This is a genomic window from Ramlibacter sp. MMS24-I3-19 (genome assembly GCF_050320135.1).
GTDB lineage: Bacteria > Pseudomonadota > Gammaproteobacteria > Burkholderiales > Burkholderiaceae_C > Ramlibacter.
The window spans coordinates 1,118,289-1,139,791 of record NZ_CP190017.1 but is presented as its reverse complement, the minus strand read 5'-3'; the positions used below and the strand labels follow the sequence as shown (position 1 = coordinate 1,139,791).

The following is a 21,503-nucleotide window of genomic DNA, read 5'->3' as shown; positions in this document are numbered from 1 at the left end:
TCTGCTCTACTCGCGCACTTCCCCGTTCGGCCTGAGCAGTGCCATGCCCACATAGCTGCCGCCGTGGTGGGAGCCGGGCTTGAAGTCGACCACGTAACCGCCGGTGTCATAGCGGCCCAGGGCCGCGAGGCTCTTGTGCAGGCTGGCTCGCGTGAGGTCCTTGCCGGTGCGACGCATGCCTTCCACCAGCACCTTGGCGGCGATGCACGACTCGAGCGCGGTGACGGACATCGCGTCCTTCTGCCCGGCGGCGGTCCAGGCCTCGTTGCATTCGCGCACGACGGGCACGGTCGCCGAGCGAGGCGTGGGGACGGTGAGGGACACCGACACGCCGCTGGCATCGGGACCGAGGGCCTTGGCCAGCTGGCTCGCACCCGCGAACGACAGGCTCGTGACCATGGTGGCCCGGTTCGCGGCCTTGAGCCGCTTGACCAGTTGCGCCGCGGGCGCATACAGCGTCGTGATCACCAGCACGTTGGGATCGGCCGCGACCACCGAGTTGAAGTCGGCGTCGCTGATGTCGGCATTGCGCTTGATCGGCACCGACACCGGCGTGCGGTTGAACTTCTTCAGCACGTTGGCCACGCTGTCGAAGTTCTGCTTGCCGACCGCGTCGTCGTAGTGCAGCACCGCCACGCGAGTGCCGCCGAGGTTGCCCCAGAAGTTGATGATCTTCTCGATCTCGTCGCTGTACGTCGCACGCACGGTGTAGACGTACTCGTTCTGCTTGCGGATCGTGTCGGCGCCCGTGAACGGCGCGAAGAACGGCGCCTTGTGCTCGGCCACCGCCGGCATGGCGGGGATGCTGAGCGTGGACGACGCATAGCCGAACAGCGCGATGGCGCCTTCGTCGTCCAGCAGCTTGTGCGTGTTCTCGCCGGCGAGGCGGGTGTCGTTGTGGTCGTCGAGTGTCACCAGCTTGATGCGGCCGCCCGGAAGTCCGCCGGCGTCGTTGACCTTCTTGAAGTACGCGAGTGCCCCGTTGCGGATGTCGTTGCCCAGGTCGGCGTTGCTGCCAGTCAGCGGCGCGGATTGGCCCACCACGATGTCGGCGGCCATGGCCAGCGGTGCGGCCGCGGCCAGCACGAGGGTGCAGAACAGCTTGTGCATGAAGTCCCCAGGGCGCTGCTCGGCAGCAGCTTGGCACGAGCATACGGGCCATGCCTCGCGCCGCCATTGGGCAATCTCCCTAAGCTGTCGCAAAAACCAGACTTGCAGCCGCGGCGCGCAGGCAGAAAAAGCCCCGCACGGGGCGGGGCTCGAGTGCGCTGGTTTTTAGCGCGTTCTTGTCTCTTGCGGGCGCGTCACTTCTTCTCGCGGAAGCGACGCAGCGCGGCGATCTGCGCGGCCATGACGGCCAGTTCGGACTGGGCCTTGGCAATGTCGATCTCGCTCTTGGCGTTCTTGAGGGCTTCCTCGGCCGCGCGCTTGGCTTCGGCCGCCTTTTCCTCGTCGAGATCCTTGCCGCGGATGGCGGTGTCGGAGAGCACCGTGACGCGATTGGGCTGCACCTCGAGGATGCCGCCAGCCACGAACACGAACTCCTCGCCGCCGTCGGCCTTCTCGATGCGCACCGAGCCGGGCCGCACGCGCGTGATCAGCGGCGTGTGGCGCGGGTAGATGCCGAGCTCGCCGGCCTCGCCGGGCAGCGCGACGAAGCGCGCCTCGCCCGAGAAGATCGACTCCTCGGCGCTCACCACGTCGACGTGGATGGTGTGCGTGGAATCGGCCATCGCTTACGCCGCCAGCTTCTTGGCCTTCTCGAAGGCCTCGTCGATGGTGCCGACCATGTAGAACGCCTGCTCGGGCAGGTGGTCGCATTCGCCGGCCACGATCATCTTGAAGCCGCGGATGGTCTCCGACAGCGGCACGTACTTGCCGGGCGAGCCGGTGAACACCTCGGCCACGTGGAACGGCTGCGACAGGAAACGCTGGATCTTGCGCGCGCGGGCCACGGCCAGCTTGTCCTCGGGCGACAGTTCGTCCATGCCCAGGATCGCGATGATGTCGCGCAGTTCCTTGTAGCGCTGCAGGGTGGCCTGCACCGCGCGGGTGGTGGCGTAGTGGTCTTCGCCGACGACGTTCGGGTCGACCTGGCGGCTGGTGGAGTCCAGCGGGTCCACGGCAGGGTAGATGCCCAGCGCGGCGATGTCGCGCGACAGCACCACGGTGGCGTCCAGGTGGGCGAAGGTCGTCGCGGGCGACGGGTCGGTCAGGTCGTCCGCCGGCACGTACACGGCCTGGATCGAGGTGATCGAGCCGACCTTGGTCGACGTGATGCGCTCCTGCAGGCGGCCCATTTCCTCGGCCAGCGTCGGCTGGTAGCCCACGGCGGACGGCATGCGGCCCAGCAGGGCGGACACTTCGGTGCCGGCCAGCGTGTAGCGGTAGATGTTGTCCACGAAGAACAGCACGTCGCGGCCTTCGTCGCGGAACGATTCGGCGATGGTCAGGCCGGTCAGCGCCACGCGCAGGCGGTTGCCCGGGGCTCGTTCATCTGGCCGTACACCATGGCCACTTTCGACTCGGCCAGGTTGTCCAGCTTCACGACGCCCGAGTCGGCCATCTCGTGATAGAAGTCGTTGCCCTCGCGGGTGCGCTCACCCACGCCGGCGAACACCGACAGGCCGGAGTGCGCCTTGGCGATGTTGTTGATCAACTCCATCATGTTCACGGTCTTGCCGACGCCGGCGCCGCCGAACAGGCCCACCTTGCCGCCCTTGGCGAACGGGCAGATCAGGTCGATCACCTTGATGCCGGTCTCCAGCAGTTCCTGCGACGGCGACAGCTCGTCGTATGCGGGCGCCTTGCGGTGGATGGGCGCGGTGAGCGCCTGGTCGACCGGATCCGCTCGTCGATCGGGTTGCCCAGCACGTCCATGATGCGGCCGAGCGTGGCCTTGCCCACCGGCACCGTGATGGCAGCGCCCGTGTTGTAGACCATCGAGCCGCGGCGCAGGCCGTCGGACGAACCCAGCGCAATGGTGCGCACCACGCCGTCACCCAGCTGCTGCTGCACTTCCAGCGTGAGGTTCGCGCCGTCCATCTTCAACGCGTCGTACACGCGCGGCATGTGCTCGCGCGGGAACTCGACGTCGACCACGGCGCCGATGCACTGGACAATCTTTCCTTGGATTTGAGCCATTGGTTGCTCCAAAAATAATCGTTGGGCCTCAGACGGCCGCTGCACCCGACACGATCTCCGAAAGCTCTTTCGTGATCGCCGCCTGGCGCGTCTTGTTGTAGACCAGCTTCAGCTCGCCGATCAGGTTGCCGGCGTTGTCGGTCGCGGCCTTCATGGCCACCATGCGTGCCGACTGCTCCGAGGCCATGTTCTCGGCCACGGCCTGGTACACCAGCGCCTCCACGTAGCGCAGCAGCAGGTCGTCGATGACGGTGCGCGCATCCGGCTCGTAGATGTAGTCCCAGCCGGCCTCGTGCTTGCCCGTGGCCTTGCTGTCGGCTTCCATCTTGTCGGCAGACAGCGGCAGCAGCTGCTCGACCACCGGCTCCTGGCGCATCGTGTTGATGAACTTCGTGTAGCACAGGTACACGGCCGACAACTTGCCCTCGGCGTACTGGTCCAGCAGCACCTTCACCGGCCCGATCAGGCGCTCGAGGTGCGGCGTGTCGCCCAGCTGGGTGACATGCGACACGACCTGCGCGCCGATGCGGTTGAGGAAGCCCAGGCCCTTGTTGCCGATGGCCACCGTGCGGTTGCTGTAGCCCTGGTCCTGCAGCTCACGCAGCTTGGCGGTCACGGCCCGCAGCACGTTGGTGTTGAGGCCGCCGCACAGGCCCTTGTCGGTGGACACCACGATGAAGCCCGCCGCCTTCACGTCGTTGTGGCGCATGAAGGCGTGGGTGTACTCGGGGTTGGCCTTGCCGAGGTTGGATGCGATGTTGCGCACCTTCTCGCTGTACGGGCGGGCGGAGCGCATGCGCTCCTGCGCCTTGCGCATCTTGGAGGCGGCGACCATTTCCATGGCCTTGGTGATCTTCTTGGTGTTCTCCACCGACTTGATCTTGCCGCGAATTTCCTTGCCTGCAGCCATTAGAGAGCTCCTTGGTCTTCCCCAGTGCACCCGCGGAACCGGCTTTGCCGGGCCGCTGGGTGCGCCCCCTGGAGGGGGAGGCGGCCGAAGGCCGCTTCGGGGGTGGGCCTGTTCATTAGGCGAAGGTCTTCTTGAACGCTTCGATCGCGGACACCAGCTCGGCCTCGGCATCCTTGTCCATGGCCTTGTTGGTCTCGAGCTTGTTCAGCAGCGCGCCGTTCTTGTCCTTCAGCCAGGCGTGCAGGCCCGACTCGAACGGCAGCACCTTCTTGACGTCGATGTCGTCGAAGTAGCCCTTGTTCACCGCGAACAGCGAGGCCGCCATCAGCGAGATGGGCAGCGGGCTGTACTGCGGCTGCTTGAGCAGTTCCGTCACGCGGGCGCCGCGATCCAGCTGCTTGCGGGTGGCGGCGTCCAGGTCGGAGGCGAACTGCGCGAACGCCGCCAGCTCGCGGTACTGCGCCAGGTCGGTACGGATACCGCCGGACAGCGACTTGATCAGCTTGGTCTGGGCGGCACCACCGACGCGCGACACCGAGATACCCGCGTTGATGGCGGGACGGATGCCGGCGTTGAACAGGGACGTCTCCAGGAAGATCTGGCCGTCGGTGATCGAGATCACGTTGGTGGGCACGAACGCGGACACGTCGCCGGCCTGCGTCTCGATGATCGGCAGCGCGGTGAGCGAGCCGGTCTTGCCCTTGACGGCGCCCTTGGTGAAGGCTTCGACGTAGTCGGCGTTCACGCGCGCGGCGCGCTCGAGCAGGCGCGAGTGGAGATAGAACACGTCGCCGGGATAGGCTTCGCGGCCCGGCGGGCGGCGCAGCAGCAGCGACACCTGGCGGTAGGCGACGGCCTGCTTGGACAGGTCGTCATAGATGATCAGCGCGTCCTGGCCGCGGTCGCGGAAGTACTCGCCCATCGTGCAGCCGGAGTACGCCGAGACGTACTGCATGGCGGCCGACTCGGAGGCCGACGCGGCCACCACGATCGTGTATTCCATCGCGCCGTTGGCCTCGAGGGCGCGCACGATGTTCTTGATGGTCGACGCCTTCTGGCCGATGGCCACGTAGACGCAGACCATGTTCTGGCCCTTCTGGTTGATGATCGCGTCGACCGCGACGGCGGACTTGCCGGTCTGCCGGTCGCCAATGATCAGCTCGCGCTGGCCGCGGCCGATCGGCACCATCGCGTCGATGGACTTCAGGCCGGTCTGCACCGGCTGGTCGACCGACTTGCGCGCGATCACGCCCGGCGCGACCTTCTCGATCACGTCCGTCATCTTGGCGTTGATCGGGCCCTTGCCGTCGATCGGCTGGCCCAGCGCATTGACCACGCGGCCCACCAGTTCCGGGCCCACGGGCACTTCCAGGATGCGACCCGTGCACTTGACGGTATCGCCTTCGGAGATGTGCTCGTACTCGCCCAGGATCACCGCGCCGACCGAGTCGCGCTCCAGGTTCAGCGCCAGGCCGAACGTGGGGGTGCCGCTCGGGGTGGGCGGGAATTCCAGCATCTCGCCGGCCATCGCTTCGGACAGGCCGTGGATGCGCACGATGCCGTCGGTCACCGAGATCACGGTGCCCTGGTTGCGGATGTCGGCGCTGGCGGCCAGGCCTTCGATCCGGCTCTTGATCAGTTCGCTAATTTCTGCGGGATTGAGCTGCATGACTCGTTCCTTGGTGTGCTGTGGGGGGCGGGGCGTCGGGCCGCGATCAGGCGGTCAGCGCTGCTTTCATCTGTTCCAGGCGGGCCTTGACCGAGGTGTCCAGCACCTCGTCGCCGACGACCACGCGGATGCCGCCGATGAGGGACGGATCCTCCTGCACCGTGACATTCAGCTTGCGGCCGAAGCGGCGTTCCAGCGTCTGCGCCACGTCGCCCAGCTGCGCGGCCGGGATCGGGAACGCGCTGTAGACGACGGCGTCGGAAGCGCCGCTCTGTGCGTTCTTCATGGCGCGGAACTGCGCAGCCATCTCGGGCAGCGCGGCCAGCCGGCCGTTCTCGATCACCGTGCGCAGGAAGTTCTGCGCCACGCCCGGCAGCGGCTCGCGCACGATGCCGGTGACCAGGTCATACACCTCGCGGCTGGTGACCTTGGGGTTGTCGGCGTACTGCAGCAGCTGCGGATTGCCGGCCACCGCGGCCAGCATGTCCAGCCATTGCGCGGTGCCGCCCAGGTCGGCCGGGGACGACTTGAACAGGGCCTCGGCGTAGGGACGGGCGATCGTGGCGAGTTCTGCCATGTGCGTGTGTCCTTACAGCTCGGTCTTCAGGCGGTTGAGCAGCTCGGCGTGGACGCCGGGATTGACTTCCTTGCGCAGGATCTGCTCGGCACCCTTGACGGCCAGCGCGGCGACCTGGTCGCGCAGGGATTCGCGCGCATGGATCGTCTGCTGGTCGGCCTCGGCCTTCGCGGCAGCGATGATCTTGTTGGCCTCGTCGGTGGCGCGGTGCTTGGCTTCATCCACGATCGACTGCGCGCGGCGCTCGGCGTCGGCCAGCAGGCCGGCGATCTGGTTGCGCGACTTCGCGAGCTCCTCATCCACCTTGGCGTTGGCCGCGGCGAGCTCGGACTTGGCGCGATCGGCGGCGGCCAGGCCTTCGGCGATCTTGGAGGCCCGCTCGTCGAGCGCGGCGGCGATCGGCGGCCACACGTACTTCATCGTGAACCCGACCAGGATCAGGAACACGATGACTTGAATGATGAGGGTACCGGTGATGCTCACTTGTTCATCCTTGCCCCCGGCGCGCGGCTCGCCCCGGGGTGGTTGCGGGAAGGAAGGACGCGGTGCGGCTTACTTCGGCAGGTTGGCCAGCTGGCCCAGGAACGGGTTGGCGGTGGCGAACCACAGCGCGATACCCGTGCCGATGATGAACGCGGCGTCGATCAGGCCGGCCAGCAGGAACATCTTGGTCTGCAGCTCGTTCATCAGCTCGGGCTGGCGGGCGGCCGACTCGAGGTACTTGCTGCCCATGATGCCGATGCCGATGCAGGCGCCGATGGCACCGAGGCCGATGATCAGGCCGGCGGCCAGGGCGACAAAGCTAATGACTTCCATGATTGCTCCTAAGGGACTTTGGGTTGGTTGGAAAGGGAAAGGGAACGAAAGCGGGATCAGTGCGCGTCGTGGGCCTGGCCCACGTAGACCAGCGTCAGCATCATGAAGACGAAGGCCTGCAGCACGATGATCAGGATGTGGAAGATCGCCCAGGCCGAGCCGGCGATGATGTGGCCGATGGCCAGGCCGATGCCGGTGCCCGTGGCCGAGAACGCGCCGCCCATGAGGGCGATCAGCAGGAAGATCAGTTCGCCGGCGTACATGTTGCCGAACAGTCGCATGCCGTGCGAGACGGTCTTGGCGATGAACTCGATGATCTGCATCGCGAAGTTGAACGGATACAGCGCCCAGTGGTTGCCGAAGGGCGCGGTGAACAGCTCGTGCACCCAGCCGCCGATGCCCTTGATCTTCATGTTGTAGAACAGGCAGATCAGCAGCACCGAGATCGACAGGCCCATCGAGATCGACAGGTCGGCCGTGGGCACCACGCGCATGAAGGCGTGCTCGGGCTCGTGGCCTGCGGCGCCATAGATCTTGGCCCAGATGGCAGGCACCAGATCGACGGGCAGCAGGTCCATCGTGTTCATCAGGACGATCCAGAGGAACACGGTCAGCGCCAGCGGCGAGACGAACTTGCGGCTGTTGGCGTTGTGCACGATGCCCTTGGCCTGCGAGTCGACCATCTCCACCAGGATCTCCACCGCGGCCTGGAAGCGGCCAGGCACGCCGGCAGTGGCCTTGCGGGCTGCTTTCCAGAGGAAGAAGCAGCAGATCACGCCCAGCACGATCGCCCAGAACATCGAGTCCCAGTTGAAGACCGAGAAATCGACGACGTTGGCCGGCTTCTTGTTCTGCAGGAAAGTGAGGTGGTGGACGATGTACTCGCCGGCGGTCGGGCCGTGTTCCGCGGCCATGTGTTCAGCAGCCATGTTTCTTCGCTCGTCGTCTTCTTCAGTTCACTTCGCCGGCCGCCCGCGGGGTGCGAACGCCAGTGCCAACCAGTACACCTTCATCGCGAGGATCAGGCCCACCAGCAGGGCCGGCCAGCTCAACTCGCGCACCAGCCTTGGCGCGGCCAGCATCATGGCCACCGACAAGGCGATCTTCACCATCTCCCACAGCAGGAAGCCGACGGCCGCCGTGCCGGCGTTCAGGGAGGAGAACTGGCCCGTGAGGCCCCGCGCGAACACCGCAGCGGGAATCACGACGGCCAGCGCGCCGTAACAGGCGGACCACCCAACGCTTGCCTTGCCGGAGATGGCCCAGGCCACGAGTGCCGTGGCCAGGCCCATCACCGCCTGCCCCCCACCACCCACCAGGGGGAGACTGGGGGGTGCTGCTCGCGCAGCCGGCGCGCCTGTTCGGCGGTCAGCGGCTTGACTGGGGGTTGCTCGTCCTCCGACGTTTCAGGAAGGGGGGCGATCGTTTTTCTGTCCACGCGTACCCGCCCTCGACCCTGAAATTTCACAAAGCCCCTGATTATAAGGAGAAACCCCGTGGGTTCCGGTCAGGTTGAGGACCGAAGACCGACGCGAACCCCAACGGAGCATGGCCCGGCGTTGGCGCCCAACAATGGAACCCGGGCAAGGACCACATGTCTTCCACCTCGCTTCGCGCGGCATGCGCCGCGTTCGCCGGCGCGCTGTTGCTTGGCGGCTGCGCCGCCAAGGCCCAGGCGCTCACGGGCGCCGACGAGCCCCACCGCACCGCCGACGGCTTTCGCAATCTCGATGGAGGCGCGGTCGCCAAGCCACTGTCCGCGCTGCTGCGCTGGAAGTGGCAGGCCTGGCGCGACGGCTTGCCGCCTCCAGCCCGTCGACCGACACCGGCCGTCACGCCCGATCTCGCGGCGCTGCGCAGCAACACGGGACCGGGCAGCCCCTCGGCCACCTGGATTGGCCATGCCACCGTGCTCGTGCAGGCCGGCGGGGTGAACGTGCTGACCGATCCCGTATTCAGTGAACGGGCGTCGCCGGTGCAATTCGCCGGGCCGCGCCGCGCGCAGCCGCCCGGCATCGCGCTCGCGGACCTGCCTGCCATCGACGTGGTGCTGGTCTCGCACAACCATTACGACCACCTAGACCGCGACAGCATCGTGCAGCTCGACGCGCGCGGCCAGGGCCACACGCTCTTCCTCGTGCCGCTCGGGCTGAGGGCGTGGATGGCCTCCGTGGGCGTGCGCAACGTGGTGGAGCTGGACTGGTGGGACGTGCACGAGGTGCACGGCGTGCCGTTCCAGCTGGTGCCGGCGCAGCACTGGTCCGCAAGAGGACTGGACGATCGCAACAAGACGCTGTGGGGCGGCTGGGCCGTGCGCGCGCCGGACCTGCACTGGTACTTCTCGGGCGACAGCGGCTATGCCTCGCACTTCACCCGGGCGCGCGAGCGCGGCGGCCCGTTCGACCTGGCGCTGCTGGCCATCGGCGCGTACGAGCCCCGCTGGTTCATGCGCGATCAGCACATGAACCCCGCCGAGGCTGTGCAGGCGCACCGCGACCTGGGCGCGCGCCAGAGCATCGGCATCCACTGGGGCACGTTCCCGCTCACCGACGAGGCGCTCGACCAGCCGCCGCGCGACCTGGCGCAGGCCCGCGCGGCCGCGGGCATTGATGAAGCCGCGTTCGGCGTGCTGGCGATCGGCCAGACGCGCTGGCTGCCCGCGCGCGAGGCGCGACAATCGGCGCCATGAACGACACCGCTGCCACGCTGCCACCCCTGCCCTGCTACCTGAACGGCGAGTTCACGACCCTGCGCGAAGCGCGCGTGAGCGTCATGGACCGCGGCTTCATCTTCGGCGACGGCATCTACGAAGTCGTGCCCGTGTATGCGGGCCGGCCGTTCCGCTTCGAGCACCACTTCGCGCGGCTGGACCGCAGCCTCGCCGAGCTGCGCATGGAAAACCCGCTCACGCTCGCGCAGTGGCGCGAGCTGGTGGACCAGCTGGTGCAGGCGTATGCGCGTCATGTCGCCCAGCCGGCCGCCGAGACCAACCAGCTCGTGTACATCCAGATCACGCGCGGCGTGGCGATGCGCGACCACGTCATGCAGTTCGGCATCCCGCCGACGGTGTTCGCGATGGCCAATCGCATGGCGCTCTACACGCCGGAGCAGCGGGCCGCGGGCTTCACCTGCATCACCGCCGACGACTTCCGCTGGAAGAAGGCCCACATCAAGAGCACCAGCCTCGCGGGCGCCGTCCTGTCGCGCCAGATGAGCGCCGACGTCGGCGCCATCGAGACCATCATGTTCCGCGACGGCATGCTGTCCGAGGCATCCTCGTCGAACGTGTGGGTGGTGAAGAACGGCAAGGTCTACGGCTCACCCAGGGACAACCTGGTGCTCGAAGGCATCCGCTACGGCCTGATCGAGCAGCTGTGCCGCGACGCGGGCGTGCCGTTCGAGCTGCGACGCATTCCGCGCGACGAGGTGTTCCAGGCCGACGAGCTGCTGCTGTCGTCCGCGACCAAGGAAGTGCTGCCCGTCACCACGCTCGACGGCAAGTCGGTTGGAAACGGCAAGCCCGGCCCCATCTACGAGAAGCTGTATGCCGGCTACCAGTCGGCCAAACGCTCCTCATGACCACACCTGCCGCCACTCCCGCACCCGCCGCCGATCTGCGCAAGGACTCGCTGATCACCTATCCGTCGCGCTTCCCGATCAAGGTCATGGGCGCCAACGTCGATGGCTTCGTGCATGCCGTCACCGACGTCGCGAAGCGCTTCGATCCCGGCTTCGACGCCAGCACGGTCGAACTGCGCGACAGCAAGGCCGGCAACTACCTGGGCGTCACCATCACCGTGACGGCCACCAGCCGCGAGCAGCTCGACGAGCTCTATCGCACGCTGTCGACCCACCCGATGGTGAAGGTCGTCCTCTAAACCCGATGCAGCCGACCACGCTTGGCCGGGTGGAGTACCTGCCCACCTACCAGGCGATGCAGGCGTTCACGGCCGCGCGCGGCGAGCACACACCGGACGAGCTCTGGCTGTGCGAGCACCCGCCGGTGTTCACGCAAGGCCTGGCGGGCAAGGCCGAGCACGTGCTCGCGCCGGGCGACATCCCCGTCATCGCCACCAACCGCGGCGGCCAGGTCACGTTCCACGGGCCAGGCCAGGTGGTGGCATATCCGCTGCTGGACCTGCGCCGACGCGGCTACTTCGTCAAGGAGTACGTGTTCCGGCTCGAGGAGGCGGTGCTGCGCACGCTCGCGTCGTACGGCATCACCGGCCACCGCGTCAGCGGCGCGCCCGGCATCTACGTGCGGCTGGACGATCCGTTCTCGCACCAGCGTCTCGAGCCGCGCGCGGCGGGACATGACTTCGACGGCCTCGGCAAGATCGCCGCGCTGGGCGTCAAGGTCAGTCGCCACTGCACCTACCACGGCGTGGCGCTGAACGTGGCGATGGACCTGGAACCCTTCTCGCGCATCCACCCATGCGGCTACGCCGGGCTGGCCACGGTGGACCTTTCTACAATCGGGGTTCCCACCACCTGGAACGACGCCGCGCACCGGCTGGGCGAGCAGCTCACGGCGCTGCTGTCGTGAACAAGGCACCCATGAGTTCCAGCCCAGTCGTCCGCCAAGCCCAATCCCTCGAGAGCTACGACCCCACCGCCAAGCAGAAGGCGGCGGCCAAGCTCTCGCGCATCCCGGTGAAGGTGGAAGCCGGCGAGATCCTGAAGAAGCCCGAGTGGATCCGCGTGCGTGCCGGCTCCCCGACCACGCGCTTCTACGAGATCAAGCAGATCCTGCGCGAGAGCAACCTGCACACGGTGTGCGAAGAAGCCTCGTGCCCCAACATCGGCGAGTGCTTCGGCAAAGGCACGGCCACGTTCATGATCATGGGCGACAAGTGCACGCGGCGCTGCCCGTTCTGCGACGTCGGCCATGGCCGCCCCGATCCGCTGGACGCGAACGAGCCCGAGAACCTGGCCCGCACCATCGCCAGGCTCAAGCTGAAATACGTGGTCATCACCAGCGTTGACCGCGACGACCTGCGCGACGGCGGCAGCCAGCACTTCGTCGACTGCATCCGCCGCACGCGCGAGCTGTCGCCCGCCACCACCATCGAGATCCTGGTGCCGGACTTCCGCGGCCGCGACGATCGCGCCCTCGAGATTTTGAAGGCCGCGCCGCCGGACGTGATGAACCACAACCTGGAGACGATCCCGCGCCTGTACAAGGAAGCGCGGCCCGGCTCCGACTACCAGTTCAGCCTGAATCTGCTGAAGAAGTTCAAGGCGCTGCATCCCACGGTGCCGACCAAGAGCGGCCTGATGGTGGGCCTGGGCGAGACCGACGAGGAGATCCTGGCCGTGATGCGCGACATGCGCGCGCACGACATCGACATGCTCACCATCGGCCAGTACCTCGCGCCCAGCACCTCGCACCTGCCGGTGCGCCGCTACGTGCACCCGGACACGTTCAAGATGTTCGAGGATAAGGCCTACGAGATGGGCTTCACGCACGCGGCCGTGGGCGCGATGGTGCGCAGCTCCTACCACGCCGACCAGCAGGCGCACGCGGCTGGCGTCGCCGGCGCCTGATCCCGGCGCGGCGCCTCGCGCGCTGCGCTCGCCCCGTATGCTCGGGGCATGCATCCCAACGTCTATGCGCTCGCCGCGATCGCGCTGTGGGCCAGCCTGGCATCGCTGGGCCTGTTGCTGGGACACGTGCCGCCATTCCTGCTCACGGGCCTCGCGCTGGTGATCGGCAGCGTGCCGGCGTGGCCGCTGGCACGCCGCTGGACGGTGCCGCCGGGCACGTTGGCGCTGGGCATCTACGGCCTCTTCGGCTACCACCTGCTGCTGTTCATCGGGCTGCGCCATGCGCCGGCGGTTGAAGCCAACCTGGTCAACTATCTCTGGCCGCTGCTGATCGTGGTGCTCGCGCCGGCCATCCTGCCGGGCCTGCGGTTGCGGGCGGCCCATGTCCTGGCGGCAGTGGTCGGCTTTGCCGGCGCCGCGCTTGCGATCGTCGGAGCCTCCACCGGCGGCGGCGTGCGGGCCGGATGGTCCTGGGGCTACCTGCCCGCTTTGGGCGCAGCGCTGGCATGGTCCACGTATTCGCTGGGCACGAGGCGCGTGCGGGCGTTTCCGACGGCGGCCATCGGCCTGTTCGGGCTGGTGTCGGGATTGCTCGCGCTCGCCTGCCACTGGCTGCTCGAACCCGCAGTTGCACTGACGGGGCGGGACTGGGCGCTGCTGGCCGCGATGGGACTGGGGCCGCTGGGCGCCGCGTTCTTCCTCTGGGACAAGGCACTCAAGACCGGCGACCCGCGCCAGATCGGCGTGCTGAGCTACATCACGCCGCTCGCGTCGACGCTGCTGCTGCTGCTTGTGAGCGGCCGCGCCTTGACCTGGAGCATCGCCCTGGCCGCGGCGTTGATCATCGTCGCCGCCGTGGTGGGCACGCGTACCGGCGCCAAGGAGCGGACAACCGCCTGACCGTCGCGCGCGTCAGCTCCAGGACGGGGTCAGCGTGAACCGGGCCGCCAGCGTCTGCCCTGGGGCGACACGCGCACCGCCAAGGTCATCGGGACCATGGCGATCGCCGAGATTGAGCCAATCCGTGCACTGGCTGACCGGCTCGGCGCAGAAGTACGGGTAGCCGCGCTGGCAGTACAGCACGAAGAAATCGAGGGGTGCCTCGGCCTGCATCACCAAGCCGCGTGCCGGTCCATCGCCATCGGCTGGCCAGCTGATGCGCGCTTCGCGCGACCAGCCGGTGAAGTTGTTGTCGGTGTGCAGCTGCGAGAGCTGGGCCCCTTCACGCAACTGGCGCACGACGGTGGCGTCCGGGTTCAGGCCCGTGGGCATCACTTCGTCGTCGCCCTCCCACATCGCGCGCGTGGCGGTCTGCAGCCGGGTGCCCGGCGTGTGCGGGAAGTAGGGGTGGTGGCCGATGCCCGCCGGCATCGCCGCGGTGTCCTCGTTGCGCAGCTCGATCTGCACCTGCAGCCGTTGCGGCGTGAGCCGGATGACCTGGCGCGCCGAGAAGGACCACGGCCAGGCCGGCCCCGCCTCGACACGCAATGCAAGCACCACCTCGTCGTCGCGCGACGAGACCACCTGCCACGGCCGTTGCCAGCCGATGCCATGCAGCGGATGCGGCGAGTCCTCGGCCGGATGGTTGGGCGGGAAGCGGATCTCGCGTCCCTCGAACGTCGCCCGTCCTTCGCGGATGCGATTGCAGAACGGCACCAGCGGGAAGCTGGCCATCGCGAGCGGGTTGTGCTGCGCCAGGCCTTCGGCGCTGGCGGCCCGCAGCCAGTGCAGTTCGCGCTCGCGCCCGCCCTCGCTCCAGCGGCGCGTGAAGCTGGCGAGCGAACCCCCGACCTCGGGCGTGATGGCGGCCGCGAGCTCTCCGGCATGCAGGCGCAGCAGGCGCTGCGCCACCGCAGGATCGGGTCGATGCATGTCCAGCGTCTCGGCACTCATGGCAACTCCTTCGTCATGCGCCGCGCGCCATGCGCGGAGCGGGCGGGCATTCTGCGCGCAAGAGGCGCGTCGCCAACGCGACGTGTGACACAGACTGTTTTGTCGTCTCCATCCGTGACATGTGTCGTCGCCTGTGCCTGAGTTTCCGTCCTACAGGGTGAGCAACGGCGTGCGACCTAGAGTCGTGGGCACCGCCACTCCCCCCACGCATGAGCCCTCCGTCCAACGCCGAGCCGCCAGCGACACGCCGCTTCTGGCGCCGCCTCTGGGGTGGCTTCCGGCGGCTGCACCCGGTGCTGCTGATCTCCCTGGTGCCGATCGCCGCCGCGGCGCTGGCCTTCGCGTACGTCCTTGCACTCGTTCCGCAGACGCCGGGCGTGGCCGACCTGCGCAAGGTGCGCAGCCAGCAGCCCACGCTCGTGATGTCATCCGACGGCCAGCAGCTGGCCGTGTTCCGGCGCGCCAACCGCGAGTGGGTGGCGCTGCAGGACATCTCGCCCAATGTCATCAAGGCACTGCTCGCGACCGAGGACCAGCGCTTCTACGAGCACCACGGGCTGGACCTGCGCCGCACGCTGGGCGCCGCGATCAACTCGGCGCGTGGCCGCCTGCAGGGCGGATCGACCATCACGCAGCAGCTCGCGCGCAACCTGTTCCCCGAGGAGATCGGCCGCGCGCCGACCATCGAACGCAAGATCAAGGAAGCGATCACCGCCGTTCGCATCGAGCAGGCGTATGGCAAGGACGAGATCCTCGAGACCTACCTGAACACCGTGCCGTTCCTCTACAACGCGTACGGCATCGAGATGGCGGCGCGCACCTACTTCGACCGGTCCGCCCGCGATCTCGACGTGCTGCAGAGCGCGACGCTGGTCGGCATGCTGAAGGGGACGAGCTACTACAACCCCGTGCTCAATCCGCAGCGCGCGCGCCAGCGCCGCAACACCGTGCTTGCCCAGATGGCCCGAGTCGGCGCGGTTCCCAAGGAGCAGCTGGCAAGCTTGCGAGCCACGCCGCTGCGCCTTGACTTCACCCAGCAGCAGGACGAGCTCGGACCGGCGCCGCACTTCGTGGTGCAGGTGCGCCGCTGGCTGATCGACTGGGCCGACCGCAATGGCTACGACATCTATGCCGACGGCCTGGTGGTGCACACGACCCTGGACACGCGTGCGCAGGAGATGGCCACGCGCGCGCTGCAGGACCAGGCCGCGCGGCTGCAGAAGACGGTCGACGCGCTGTGGTCCGGCAAGCGCGGCTGGACCGCGCAGCGCGACCTGGTCAACACCTTCATCCGCGAGACCGCGCAGTTCCAGTCCGCCCGCGCCTCGGGCCTCGAGCGAAGGCGAGGCGATCGCGAAGCTGCGTGCCGATGCCCAGTTCATGGAAGGCCTGCGGGCCAACAAGACGCGGCTGCAGTCGGGCTTCATCGCGATGGAACCGGGGACGGGGCTGGTGCGCGCCTGGGTCGGCAGCCGCGACTTCGAGCAGGACCAGTTCGACCATGTCTCGCAGGCACGGCGCCAGCCCGGCTCGACGTTCAAGCCCTTCGTGTACGGCGCCGCGTTCGTGCAGGGCGCGCGGCCGACCGACGTGCTGGTGGACCAGGCCATGGACTTCACCATCGGCCCGGGCGAGGTCTGGCACCCGACGGACATCGACGTGCCCAGCGGGCAGCCGATGACGCTGCGCGACGGCCTCGCGTATTCGAAGAACACCATCACCGCGCAACTGACGGTGCGTACCGGGCCGGTCAATGTCGCCACCCTGGCCAAGGCGATGGGCGTGCGCGACAGCAAGCTCGACCCGGTGATGTCGCTGGGCCTGGGCACCAGCCCCGTCACGCTGCGCGAGATGGTCACCGCCTACGCCACCATCGCCAACGCCGGCCGCTACGTACCGCCGCTGCTGGTGAGCCGGATCGAGGACCGCAAGGGCCGCGTGCTGCAGGCGTTCCGGGTTCCGGTCGCCGAGGAGGCGCTGCCGTTCGCGCCCGACGTGGTCCTGCTCGATGCGCTGCGTGGCGTGATCGATCGCGGCACCGGCACCGCGATCCGCAACAAGTACGGCCTGCAGGGCGACCTCGCCGGCAAGACCGGCACCTCGCAGGACAACGTGGACGGCTGGTTCATCCTGATGCATCCGCAGCTGGTGGCCGGCAGCTGGGTCGGCTTCAACGATGCCCGCATCACGATGCAGGACCCCTGGGGCCAGGGCGCACGCAGCGCGCTGCCGATGGTGGGCGACTTCTTCAAGCAGACGCTGAAGGCACGCCTGATCAACGCCAAGGCCACCTTCCCCCGCCTGACCGATCCCGAGGTGGTTCCGCAGCTCGAGGCCTGGTGGGGCGTGACGCCGGCGCCTGCCGCCGATCCGATGGCAGTCACGCTGCCCGAGGTGGCCAGCATCCCTGAAGTGACCGTGGCGCCCTCGACGTCGGTGGCGGAGCCCGCCGTCATCGCGCCGCAGGAGGGCTGGGGCGGCAACAGCATCCCGCGCGCCGTGGTGGTCGCACCACCGCGCGATCCGATCGTGCCGGGACGGCCTGCGCTGGTGCGTGGACCCGAACGCGCCGTCGTCGCCGGAGCCCAGCGCGAGACGACGCCGATCGCACGCGCGGTTCCTTCGGGCGAAGCGAGCGGCGCCAGGGGTGCGCCGCCGCCGGTGAATCCCTACCGGTCGCAGGAGGCCGGCTTCTAGCCGCGCGCCTCAGGCCGCGCCGAGCAGCGCCGCCGGGTCCTCGGCCTCGACGACTTCGTGGGCCCAGCGCTCCAGCCGCCCCGCATCGGCGCGCAGCACCTCCTGCTTGACCGCCAGGATCTGCGCGGGGTGCATCGAGAAACTGCGCAGCCCGAGCCCCAGCAGCAGCCGCGTGAGCTGCGTGTCGCCGGCCATCTCGCCGCACACGCTGACGCCCTTGCCCTGCGCATTGCACTCGGCGATGGTGTTGGCCACCAGCTGCAGCACGGCCGGATGCAGCGGGTCGTACAGGTGGGCCACCGACTCGTCGGCGCGGTCGATGGCCAGCGTGTACTGGATCAGGTCGTTGGTGCCGATCGAGAGGAAGTCGAAGTACTTGAGGAAGGTGCGCAGCGTCAGCGCCGCGGCGGGGATCTCGATCATCGCGCCCAGCTGCAGCGTGCCGTAGGCGACCCCGCGGTTGTCCAGCTCGGCGCGCGCGAAGTCCAGCAGCGACAGCGTCTGGCGGATCTCGCTGGCGTGGGCCAGCATCGGGATCAGCAGGTTGACCTTGCCGTGCGCGGCCGCGCGCAGGATGGCACGCAGCTGGGTGAGGAACATGGCCGGGTCGGCCAGGCTCCAGCGGATGGCGCGCAGGCCCAGCGCGGGGTTGAGGTGCGCTTCGTCGCGCTGCAGGTCGTCCAGCGGCTTGTCGGCGCCCACGTCGACGGTGCGGATGGTGACCGGCAGCCCCTGCATGCCCTCGATCGCCCGCTTGTAGGCGGCGTACTGCTCGTCCTCGTCGGGCAGGTGGCCCTTGCGATTCATGAACAGGAACTCGCTGCGGAACAGGCCCACGCCCACGGCACCAGCCGCCAGCGCCGCGGCGGCGTCCTCGGGCATCTCGATGTTGGCCAGCAGCTCGACCTTCTGCCCGTCGATGGTGATCGCCGGCGTGTGGCGCAGCCGCATAAGGCGACCGCGTTCGAGCTCGGCCTGGCGCTGCTTGAAGCCGTACTCGGCCAGGATGATCGGCGACGGGTCGACGATCATCACGCCCTCGTCGCCGTCGATGATCACCCAGTCGTCCTGCCGCACCAGCTGGCTTGCGCTGCGCGCGCCGACCACCGCGGGGATGTCCATGCTGCGGGCCAGGATGGCGGTGTGCGAGGTCTTGCCGCCGACGTCGGTGACGAAGCCGGCAAACACGCTCTGCTTGAACTGCAGCATGTCGGCCGGCGACAGGTCGTGCGCCACGAGCACCAGCGGCACGTCGATGCTGTCGTCGGCCAGCAGCAGGTCCTGCTGGCGCGGCTGCGACGAGCGGCGCGACGGCGCCACCGGCGTGGCCACGCCCTTCATGTAGCGCAGGATGCGCTCGGTCACCTGCTCGAGGTCGGCCTTGCGCTCGCGCAGGTACTCGTCCTCCATGTCGTCGAACTGGCGCGACAGCTGCTCGAGCTGCGTGGTCAGCGCCCATTCGGCGTTGTAGAGGCGGTCGCGGATCCAGTGCCTGATGCCGTCGATGAGGTCCTCGTCCTGCAGGATCATCAGGTGCACGTCGAGCAGCGCCGACAGCTCGTGCGGCGCTTCCTTCGGGCCCATGCCCGAGATGGTGTGCTGCAGCCGGTGGATCTCGTCGATGACGGCGTTGCGGCCGGCGCGCACGCGCTCGATCTCGGCCTCGATCTGGTGCGGCTCGATGAAGTAGTGCGCCACGTCGACCCTGCCGCCCATGAGCACGGCGCGGCCGATCGCGATGCCGCGGGCGACAGGCAGGCCGTGGATGGCGAAGGTCATGGCCGCGCCCGCAAGCTCACTCGCCTTCGCCGAAGCGGTCGTGCACCAGGGCCAGCAGGGCTTCCATCGCTTCCTGTTCGCGCTCGCCGTCGGTCTCGATCGTCACTTCGGTGCCGATGCCCGCGGCGAGCATCATGACGCCCATGATGCTCTTGGCATTGACGCGGCGTTCGCCCCTGGAGATCCAGACCTCGCACGGATAGCTGGCAGCCAGCTTGGTGAGCTTGGCCGAGGCGCGGGCATGCAGGCCCAGCTTATTGCTGATGGTCGTGGTGGTCTTTGTCATTGGTGCGTCGATGCTGGTTCTGCGGCGCGGTGATGGCCACCTGCATCACTCCCTGCGTGCCGCCGACCACGGCACGGGCGACGAGTGCGTCCAGCGGCTCATGGCGGTAGCTCACGCTGCGCAGGAGCATCGGCAGGTTCACGCCGGTGATCAGGCGCGAGGTGGCGCCGTCGACCAGCTTCTGGGCCACGTTGCTGGGCGTGGCTCCGAAGATGTCAGTGAGGACCAGCACGCCATCCACCTGCGGCAGCTTCGTGAGCTGCGTCATCGCGATGCGTGCGGTGGCCAGCGTCTCTTCGGGCGGCAGGTTGGGCTGCACGTCGATGGCGGACAGGACCTGCGCGCAATCCGGGAACACGTGCAACGCGCACTGGCGCAGCGCGTGCGCGAGCGGGGCGTGGCCGATGATCAGGATCGCGTTCATGGAGAGGCGGGCCGGGGGTCTCCTGCATTATCCCGTGCACCCAGCAGGAACCACGCGTACGCGGCGCAGGCGCAGGCCAGAAACACGGACATCGCGGCGCGGAATGACAACACCACGTCGAACCCGAGCGCGCCGAAGCCGTCGACCAGCAGGCCGATGCCCCACTGCACGACGAACACGCCGGCGAAGATGACCAGGTTGTAGGCCGACAGGGCGCGCCCGGCCAGGGCGGAGGGGAACGCCATGCCGACGGCCGGCTGCGCCAGCGAGACGAACGTGCTGGTGACGCAGAACAGCGCCCAGGCCACTGCCGCCGCCGATGGCCCGGCGGCGATGATGCCGGCCAGCACCACCAGGCTGATCGGCAGGCCACACGCGATCAGGCGGTCGGTGCCCAGCCCGCGCCTGTGCAGCGCCGGATTGAGCATCCCCCAGGTCCAGAACGTCGCCAGCATGCAGACGTTGATCACGAACAGCCCGGTCGCCGCCTGCAGCGGCTGCCAGCCGGCGACGCGCACCATCCACGGCCCGGCCCACAGCGACTGGATGGCGATCATTCCGCCGTAGTTGAAGAAGCCGATCGGCGCCATGCGGCGGAAGTACGGATGGCGCCAGACCTGCGCATAGCTGGGCGGTTGGTCGCCGGCATGGGATCCCACGTCCCACCCGGGCACGCGCCACACCAGCACCAGCGACGCCACCGCGAGGCCGATGGCCAGCAGGACGAACACCGGCCGCCAGCCCATCACGGGCAGCAGCCACTGCACAGGGAGCGTGGAAGCGACCATCCCCATCGAGCCGGTCATGAGCATCCAGGAGTTGGCGCGCAGCTGTGCCGGACCATCGAGCCAGCGTCGGTATCCGGTGAGCGGCGCCATCAGGCAGGCACTGACGCCGACGCCGCACAGCACGCGCGCGGCCAGCAGGGTCCAGAAGCTGTGCGCGAGTGCGAAGGCCAGGCAGCCGGCGACGGCCACCAGCACGAAGCTGAGGATCACCTTCTTGGGCCCGTGCCGATCGAGCCACGTCCCCAGGGGGAGTTGGGTGGCTGCGAAGCCGAAGAAGAAGCCGCCCGCCAGCAGGCCGAGGTCCTGCGCTTTGAGCGCGAACTCCTGCGTGAGCGTCGGGGCCAGCGTGGCGGTCACTGCACGCAGCACCGCGGAGAAGAAGTAGGCGAACGCGAACGCGAGGAAGACGATGGTCGCCGTGCGTGGGGAGAGCCGGTTCATTCGAATTTCAGGCCGTCGAAGAACGGCTGCAACCAGTCGGGCCTGGGGTCGGCCGCATACACGACGGCCTGGAACACCTGGTTGCCGTGGGCGAAGTAGGCCGCTTCGCCGCGCACCCGCGTGCCGTCGGGCCGCTGGCCCGCCATCGAGACGCGCTGTGCGGCGGCCAGAGGAGTCGCGCCCGGCAAGGCGAACGGCCGCGTGCCCGTCGCCGAGCCATGCAGGTTGGCCAGCGTGGCGCGGTTCCATTGCACCAGCACCTCGTCGGCACGGGCGGGATCGTCCAGCTCGGCATGCAGCACGGCGAAGGTGGCGCCCCCGGTGTCGCAGCCGATCCCCGACAGCTCGACCTGGGCAGTGCCCATGGCGACGCGACGCATGCCCCTGTCCGGCTTGCACGGCAGCATGGCCTTGAGGGAGGTGGACTCGACGCGGACCTCGCGCCAGTTGAAGGTGGGACTGCAGGCGACCGCTGCCAGCGCGAGCAGCAGCACCGCCGGGAAGCGAAGCATCGGCCGATGATACGGGGCCA

Annotated in this window: 22 protein-coding genes and 2 pseudogenes; 8 read left to right on the top strand and 16 right to left on the bottom strand. The window is 68.5% G+C overall.

The genetic code is table 11. The annotated features are described in order from the left end of the window. Window positions 1-6: 6 nt before the first annotated feature. From ACPWT1_RS05640 to ACPWT1_RS05595, 10 genes and pseudogenes are all read right to left on the bottom strand, one after another. The gene (locus ACPWT1_RS05640; protein WP_427914413.1) at window positions 7-1,110 is read right to left on the bottom strand and encodes an ABC transporter substrate-binding protein; all 1,104 of its coding nucleotides are present in this window, start codon (window positions 1,108-1,110) and stop codon (window positions 7-9) included. 194 nt (window positions 1,111-1,304) lie between these two features. Continuing rightward, a complete protein-coding gene (locus ACPWT1_RS05635; RefSeq protein WP_427914412.1) occupies window positions 1,305-1,733 on the bottom strand; it encodes a F0F1 ATP synthase subunit epsilon in 429 nt (142 codons plus the stop codon). Between the two features lie 3 nt (window positions 1,734-1,736). Further along, window positions 1,737-3,144: pseudogene (gene atpD / locus ACPWT1_RS05630) on the bottom strand (F0F1 ATP synthase subunit beta). Between the two features lie 28 nt (window positions 3,145-3,172). Further along, window positions 3,173-4,054 carry a F0F1 ATP synthase subunit gamma gene (atpG, locus tag ACPWT1_RS05625; protein WP_427914411.1) on the bottom strand — a complete coding sequence of 294 codons (882 nt, stop codon included), beginning with the start codon at window positions 4,052-4,054 and terminating at the stop codon, window positions 3,173-3,175. Between the two features lie 115 nt (window positions 4,055-4,169). Further along, a complete protein-coding gene (atpA, locus tag ACPWT1_RS05620) occupies window positions 4,170-5,723 on the bottom strand; it encodes a F0F1 ATP synthase subunit alpha (RefSeq protein ID WP_427914410.1) in 1,554 nt (517 codons plus the stop codon). 46 nt (window positions 5,724-5,769) lie between these two features. Then, complete coding sequence (locus ACPWT1_RS05615) at window positions 5,770-6,300, bottom strand: F0F1 ATP synthase subunit delta (protein WP_427914409.1); 531 nt, start codon at window positions 6,298-6,300, stop codon at window positions 5,770-5,772. A 12-nt stretch (window positions 6,301-6,312) separates the two neighbouring features. Beyond that, window positions 6,313-6,783 (bottom strand): F0F1 ATP synthase subunit B, encoded by a 471-nt coding sequence (locus ACPWT1_RS05610; RefSeq protein ID WP_427914408.1) that lies wholly within the window; start codon window positions 6,781-6,783, stop codon window positions 6,313-6,315. A gap of 69 nt (window positions 6,784-6,852) precedes the next feature. Then, window positions 6,853-7,116 carry a F0F1 ATP synthase subunit C gene (atpE, locus tag ACPWT1_RS05605; RefSeq protein ID WP_227753795.1) on the bottom strand — a complete coding sequence of 88 codons (264 nt, stop codon included), beginning with the start codon at window positions 7,114-7,116 and terminating at the stop codon, window positions 6,853-6,855. Window positions 7,117-7,172: 56 nt separating this feature from the next. Next, on the bottom strand, window positions 7,173-8,045 hold the full coding sequence (gene atpB, locus ACPWT1_RS05600) for a F0F1 ATP synthase subunit A (protein WP_427914407.1): 873 nt from the start codon (window positions 8,043-8,045) through the stop codon (window positions 7,173-7,175). Between the two features lie 27 nt (window positions 8,046-8,072). After that, the gene (locus ACPWT1_RS05595) at window positions 8,073-8,408 is read right to left on the bottom strand and encodes an ATP synthase subunit I (protein WP_427914406.1); all 336 of its coding nucleotides are present in this window, start codon (window positions 8,406-8,408) and stop codon (window positions 8,073-8,075) included. A gap of 302 nt (window positions 8,409-8,710) precedes the next feature. Here ACPWT1_RS05595 and ACPWT1_RS05590 point away from each other — a divergent pair, with 302 nt between their 5' ends. From ACPWT1_RS05590 to ACPWT1_RS05565, 6 genes are read left to right on the top strand one after another with little or no spacing between them, the layout of a single operon-like run. Then, entirely contained in the window at window positions 8,711-9,805 is a 1,095-nt protein-coding gene (locus tag ACPWT1_RS05590; RefSeq protein WP_427914405.1) for an MBL fold metallo-hydrolase, read from the top strand. Then, window positions 9,802-10,695 carry a D-amino acid aminotransferase gene (locus ACPWT1_RS05585; protein ID WP_427914404.1) on the top strand — a complete coding sequence of 298 codons (894 nt, stop codon included), beginning with the start codon at window positions 9,802-9,804 and terminating at the stop codon, window positions 10,693-10,695. Before ACPWT1_RS05590 ends, ACPWT1_RS05585 begins: the two co-directional genes overlap by 4 nt. After that, on the top strand, window positions 10,692-10,994 hold the full coding sequence (locus ACPWT1_RS05580) for a YbeD family protein (protein ID WP_427914403.1): 303 nt from the start codon (window positions 10,692-10,694) through the stop codon (window positions 10,992-10,994). Before ACPWT1_RS05585 ends, ACPWT1_RS05580 begins: the two co-directional genes overlap by 4 nt. Window positions 10,995-10,999: 5 nt before the next feature. Then, window positions 11,000-11,662: a lipoyl(octanoyl) transferase LipB gene (gene lipB / locus ACPWT1_RS05575; RefSeq protein ID WP_427914402.1), complete on the top strand. Its 663-nt coding sequence runs from the start codon at window positions 11,000-11,002 to the stop codon at window positions 11,660-11,662. Window positions 11,663-11,673: 11 nt separating this feature from the next. Then, the gene (gene lipA / locus ACPWT1_RS05570; RefSeq protein ID WP_427914401.1) at window positions 11,674-12,663 is read left to right on the top strand and encodes a lipoyl synthase; all 990 of its coding nucleotides are present in this window, start codon (window positions 11,674-11,676) and stop codon (window positions 12,661-12,663) included. Window positions 12,664-12,711: 48 nt separating this feature from the next. Further along, window positions 12,712-13,563, top strand: coding sequence for a DMT family transporter (locus ACPWT1_RS05565; protein ID WP_427914400.1), 852 nt, complete (start codon window positions 12,712-12,714; stop codon window positions 13,561-13,563). Between the two features lie 12 nt (window positions 13,564-13,575). Here ACPWT1_RS05565 and ACPWT1_RS05560 read toward each other — a convergent pair whose 3' ends face one another. Beyond that, the gene (locus ACPWT1_RS05560) at window positions 13,576-14,556 is read right to left on the bottom strand and encodes an aldose 1-epimerase (RefSeq protein WP_427914399.1); all 981 of its coding nucleotides are present in this window, start codon (window positions 14,554-14,556) and stop codon (window positions 13,576-13,578) included. A 209-nt stretch (window positions 14,557-14,765) separates the two neighbouring features. Here ACPWT1_RS05560 and ACPWT1_RS05555 point away from each other — a divergent pair. Together ACPWT1_RS05555 and ACPWT1_RS05550 are read left to right on the top strand one after the other, a co-directional pair. Continuing rightward, window positions 14,766-15,458 (top strand): annotated as a pseudogene (locus ACPWT1_RS05555) (transglycosylase domain-containing protein); the annotation flags it as partial. Window positions 15,459-15,936: 478 nt separating this feature from the next. Then, complete coding sequence (locus ACPWT1_RS05550; RefSeq protein ID WP_427914398.1) at window positions 15,937-17,253, top strand: penicillin-binding transpeptidase domain-containing protein; 1,317 nt, start codon at window positions 15,937-15,939, stop codon at window positions 17,251-17,253. A gap of 9 nt (window positions 17,254-17,262) precedes the next feature. Here the strand turns inward: ACPWT1_RS05550 and ptsP are convergent, their stop codons facing one another. Genes ptsP through ACPWT1_RS05525 form a run of 5 tightly spaced genes read right to left on the bottom strand, consistent with a single transcriptional unit; the run spans window position 17,263 to window position 21,483 of the window. Then, window positions 17,263-19,032: a phosphoenolpyruvate--protein phosphotransferase gene (ptsP, locus tag ACPWT1_RS05545; protein WP_427914397.1), complete on the bottom strand. Its 1,770-nt coding sequence runs from the start codon at window positions 19,030-19,032 to the stop codon at window positions 17,263-17,265. Between the two features lie 16 nt (window positions 19,033-19,048). Continuing rightward, window positions 19,049-19,318: an HPr family phosphocarrier protein gene (locus ACPWT1_RS05540; protein WP_427914396.1), complete on the bottom strand. Its 270-nt coding sequence runs from the start codon at window positions 19,316-19,318 to the stop codon at window positions 19,049-19,051. Then, window positions 19,287-19,742: a PTS sugar transporter subunit IIA gene (locus tag ACPWT1_RS05535; protein WP_427914395.1), complete on the bottom strand. Its 456-nt coding sequence runs from the start codon at window positions 19,740-19,742 to the stop codon at window positions 19,287-19,289. The genes ACPWT1_RS05540 and ACPWT1_RS05535 overlap by 32 nt, the downstream gene beginning before the upstream one ends. Beyond that, window positions 19,739-20,971 (bottom strand): MFS transporter, encoded by a 1,233-nt coding sequence (locus ACPWT1_RS05530; protein WP_427914394.1) that lies wholly within the window; start codon window positions 20,969-20,971, stop codon window positions 19,739-19,741. The genes ACPWT1_RS05535 and ACPWT1_RS05530 overlap by 4 nt, the downstream gene beginning before the upstream one ends. After that, window positions 20,968-21,483, bottom strand: a complete 516-nt coding sequence (locus ACPWT1_RS05525) for a hypothetical protein (protein ID WP_427914393.1) — start codon at window positions 21,481-21,483, stop codon at window positions 20,968-20,970. The genes ACPWT1_RS05530 and ACPWT1_RS05525 overlap by 4 nt, the downstream gene beginning before the upstream one ends. Window positions 21,484-21,503 lie beyond the last annotated feature (20 nt).

Excerpts from the sequence above, each read along its gene's own strand:
- ACPWT1_RS05595 (WP_427914406.1), bottom strand. The coding sequence starts at position 8,408 with ATGGGCCTGGCCACGGCACTCGTGGCCTGGGCCATCTCCGGCAAGGCA.
- ACPWT1_RS05525 (WP_427914393.1), bottom strand. The coding sequence starts at position 21,483 with ATGCTTCGCTTCCCGGCGGTGCTGCTGCTCGCGCTGGCAGCGGTCGCC.
- lipA (WP_427914401.1), top strand. The coding sequence starts at position 11,674 with ATGAGTTCCAGCCCAGTCGTCCGCCAAGCCCAATCCCTCGAGAGCTAC.
- ACPWT1_RS05560 (WP_427914399.1), bottom strand. The coding sequence starts at position 14,556 with ATGAGTGCCGAGACGCTGGACATGCATCGACCCGATCCTGCGGTGGCG.
- ACPWT1_RS05585 (WP_427914404.1), top strand. The coding sequence starts at position 9,802 with ATGAACGACACCGCTGCCACGCTGCCACCCCTGCCCTGCTACCTGAAC.
- atpA (WP_427914410.1), bottom strand. The coding sequence starts at position 5,723 with ATGCAGCTCAATCCCGCAGAAATTAGCGAACTGATCAAGAGCCGGATC.
- ACPWT1_RS05565 (WP_427914400.1), top strand. The coding sequence starts at position 12,712 with ATGCATCCCAACGTCTATGCGCTCGCCGCGATCGCGCTGTGGGCCAGC.
- ACPWT1_RS05590 (WP_427914405.1), top strand. The coding sequence starts at position 8,711 with ATGTCTTCCACCTCGCTTCGCGCGGCATGCGCCGCGTTCGCCGGCGCG.
- lipB (WP_427914402.1), top strand. The coding sequence starts at position 11,000 with ATGCAGCCGACCACGCTTGGCCGGGTGGAGTACCTGCCCACCTACCAG.
- ptsP (WP_427914397.1), bottom strand. The coding sequence starts at position 19,032 with ATGACCTTCGCCATCCACGGCCTGCCTGTCGCCCGCGGCATCGCGATC.
- atpE (WP_227753795.1), bottom strand. The coding sequence starts at position 7,116 with ATGGAAGTCATTAGCTTTGTCGCCCTGGCCGCCGGCCTGATCATCGGC.
- atpB (WP_427914407.1), bottom strand. The coding sequence starts at position 8,045 with ATGGCTGCTGAACACATGGCCGCGGAACACGGCCCGACCGCCGGCGAG.
- ACPWT1_RS05550 (WP_427914398.1), top strand. The coding sequence starts at position 15,937 with ATGGAAGGCCTGCGGGCCAACAAGACGCGGCTGCAGTCGGGCTTCATC.
- ACPWT1_RS05580 (WP_427914403.1), top strand. The coding sequence starts at position 10,692 with ATGACCACACCTGCCGCCACTCCCGCACCCGCCGCCGATCTGCGCAAG.
- ACPWT1_RS05635 (WP_427914412.1), bottom strand. The coding sequence starts at position 1,733 with ATGGCCGATTCCACGCACACCATCCACGTCGACGTGGTGAGCGCCGAG.
- ACPWT1_RS05615 (WP_427914409.1), bottom strand. The coding sequence starts at position 6,300 with ATGGCAGAACTCGCCACGATCGCCCGTCCCTACGCCGAGGCCCTGTTC.
- ACPWT1_RS05640 (WP_427914413.1), bottom strand. The coding sequence starts at position 1,110 with ATGCACAAGCTGTTCTGCACCCTCGTGCTGGCCGCGGCCGCACCGCTG.
- ACPWT1_RS05535 (WP_427914395.1), bottom strand. The coding sequence starts at position 19,742 with ATGAACGCGATCCTGATCATCGGCCACGCCCCGCTCGCGCACGCGCTG.
- ACPWT1_RS05540 (WP_427914396.1), bottom strand. The coding sequence starts at position 19,318 with ATGACAAAGACCACCACGACCATCAGCAATAAGCTGGGCCTGCATGCC.
- atpG (WP_427914411.1), bottom strand. The coding sequence starts at position 4,054 with ATGGCTGCAGGCAAGGAAATTCGCGGCAAGATCAAGTCGGTGGAGAAC.
- ACPWT1_RS05530 (WP_427914394.1), bottom strand. The coding sequence starts at position 20,971 with ATGAACCGGCTCTCCCCACGCACGGCGACCATCGTCTTCCTCGCGTTC.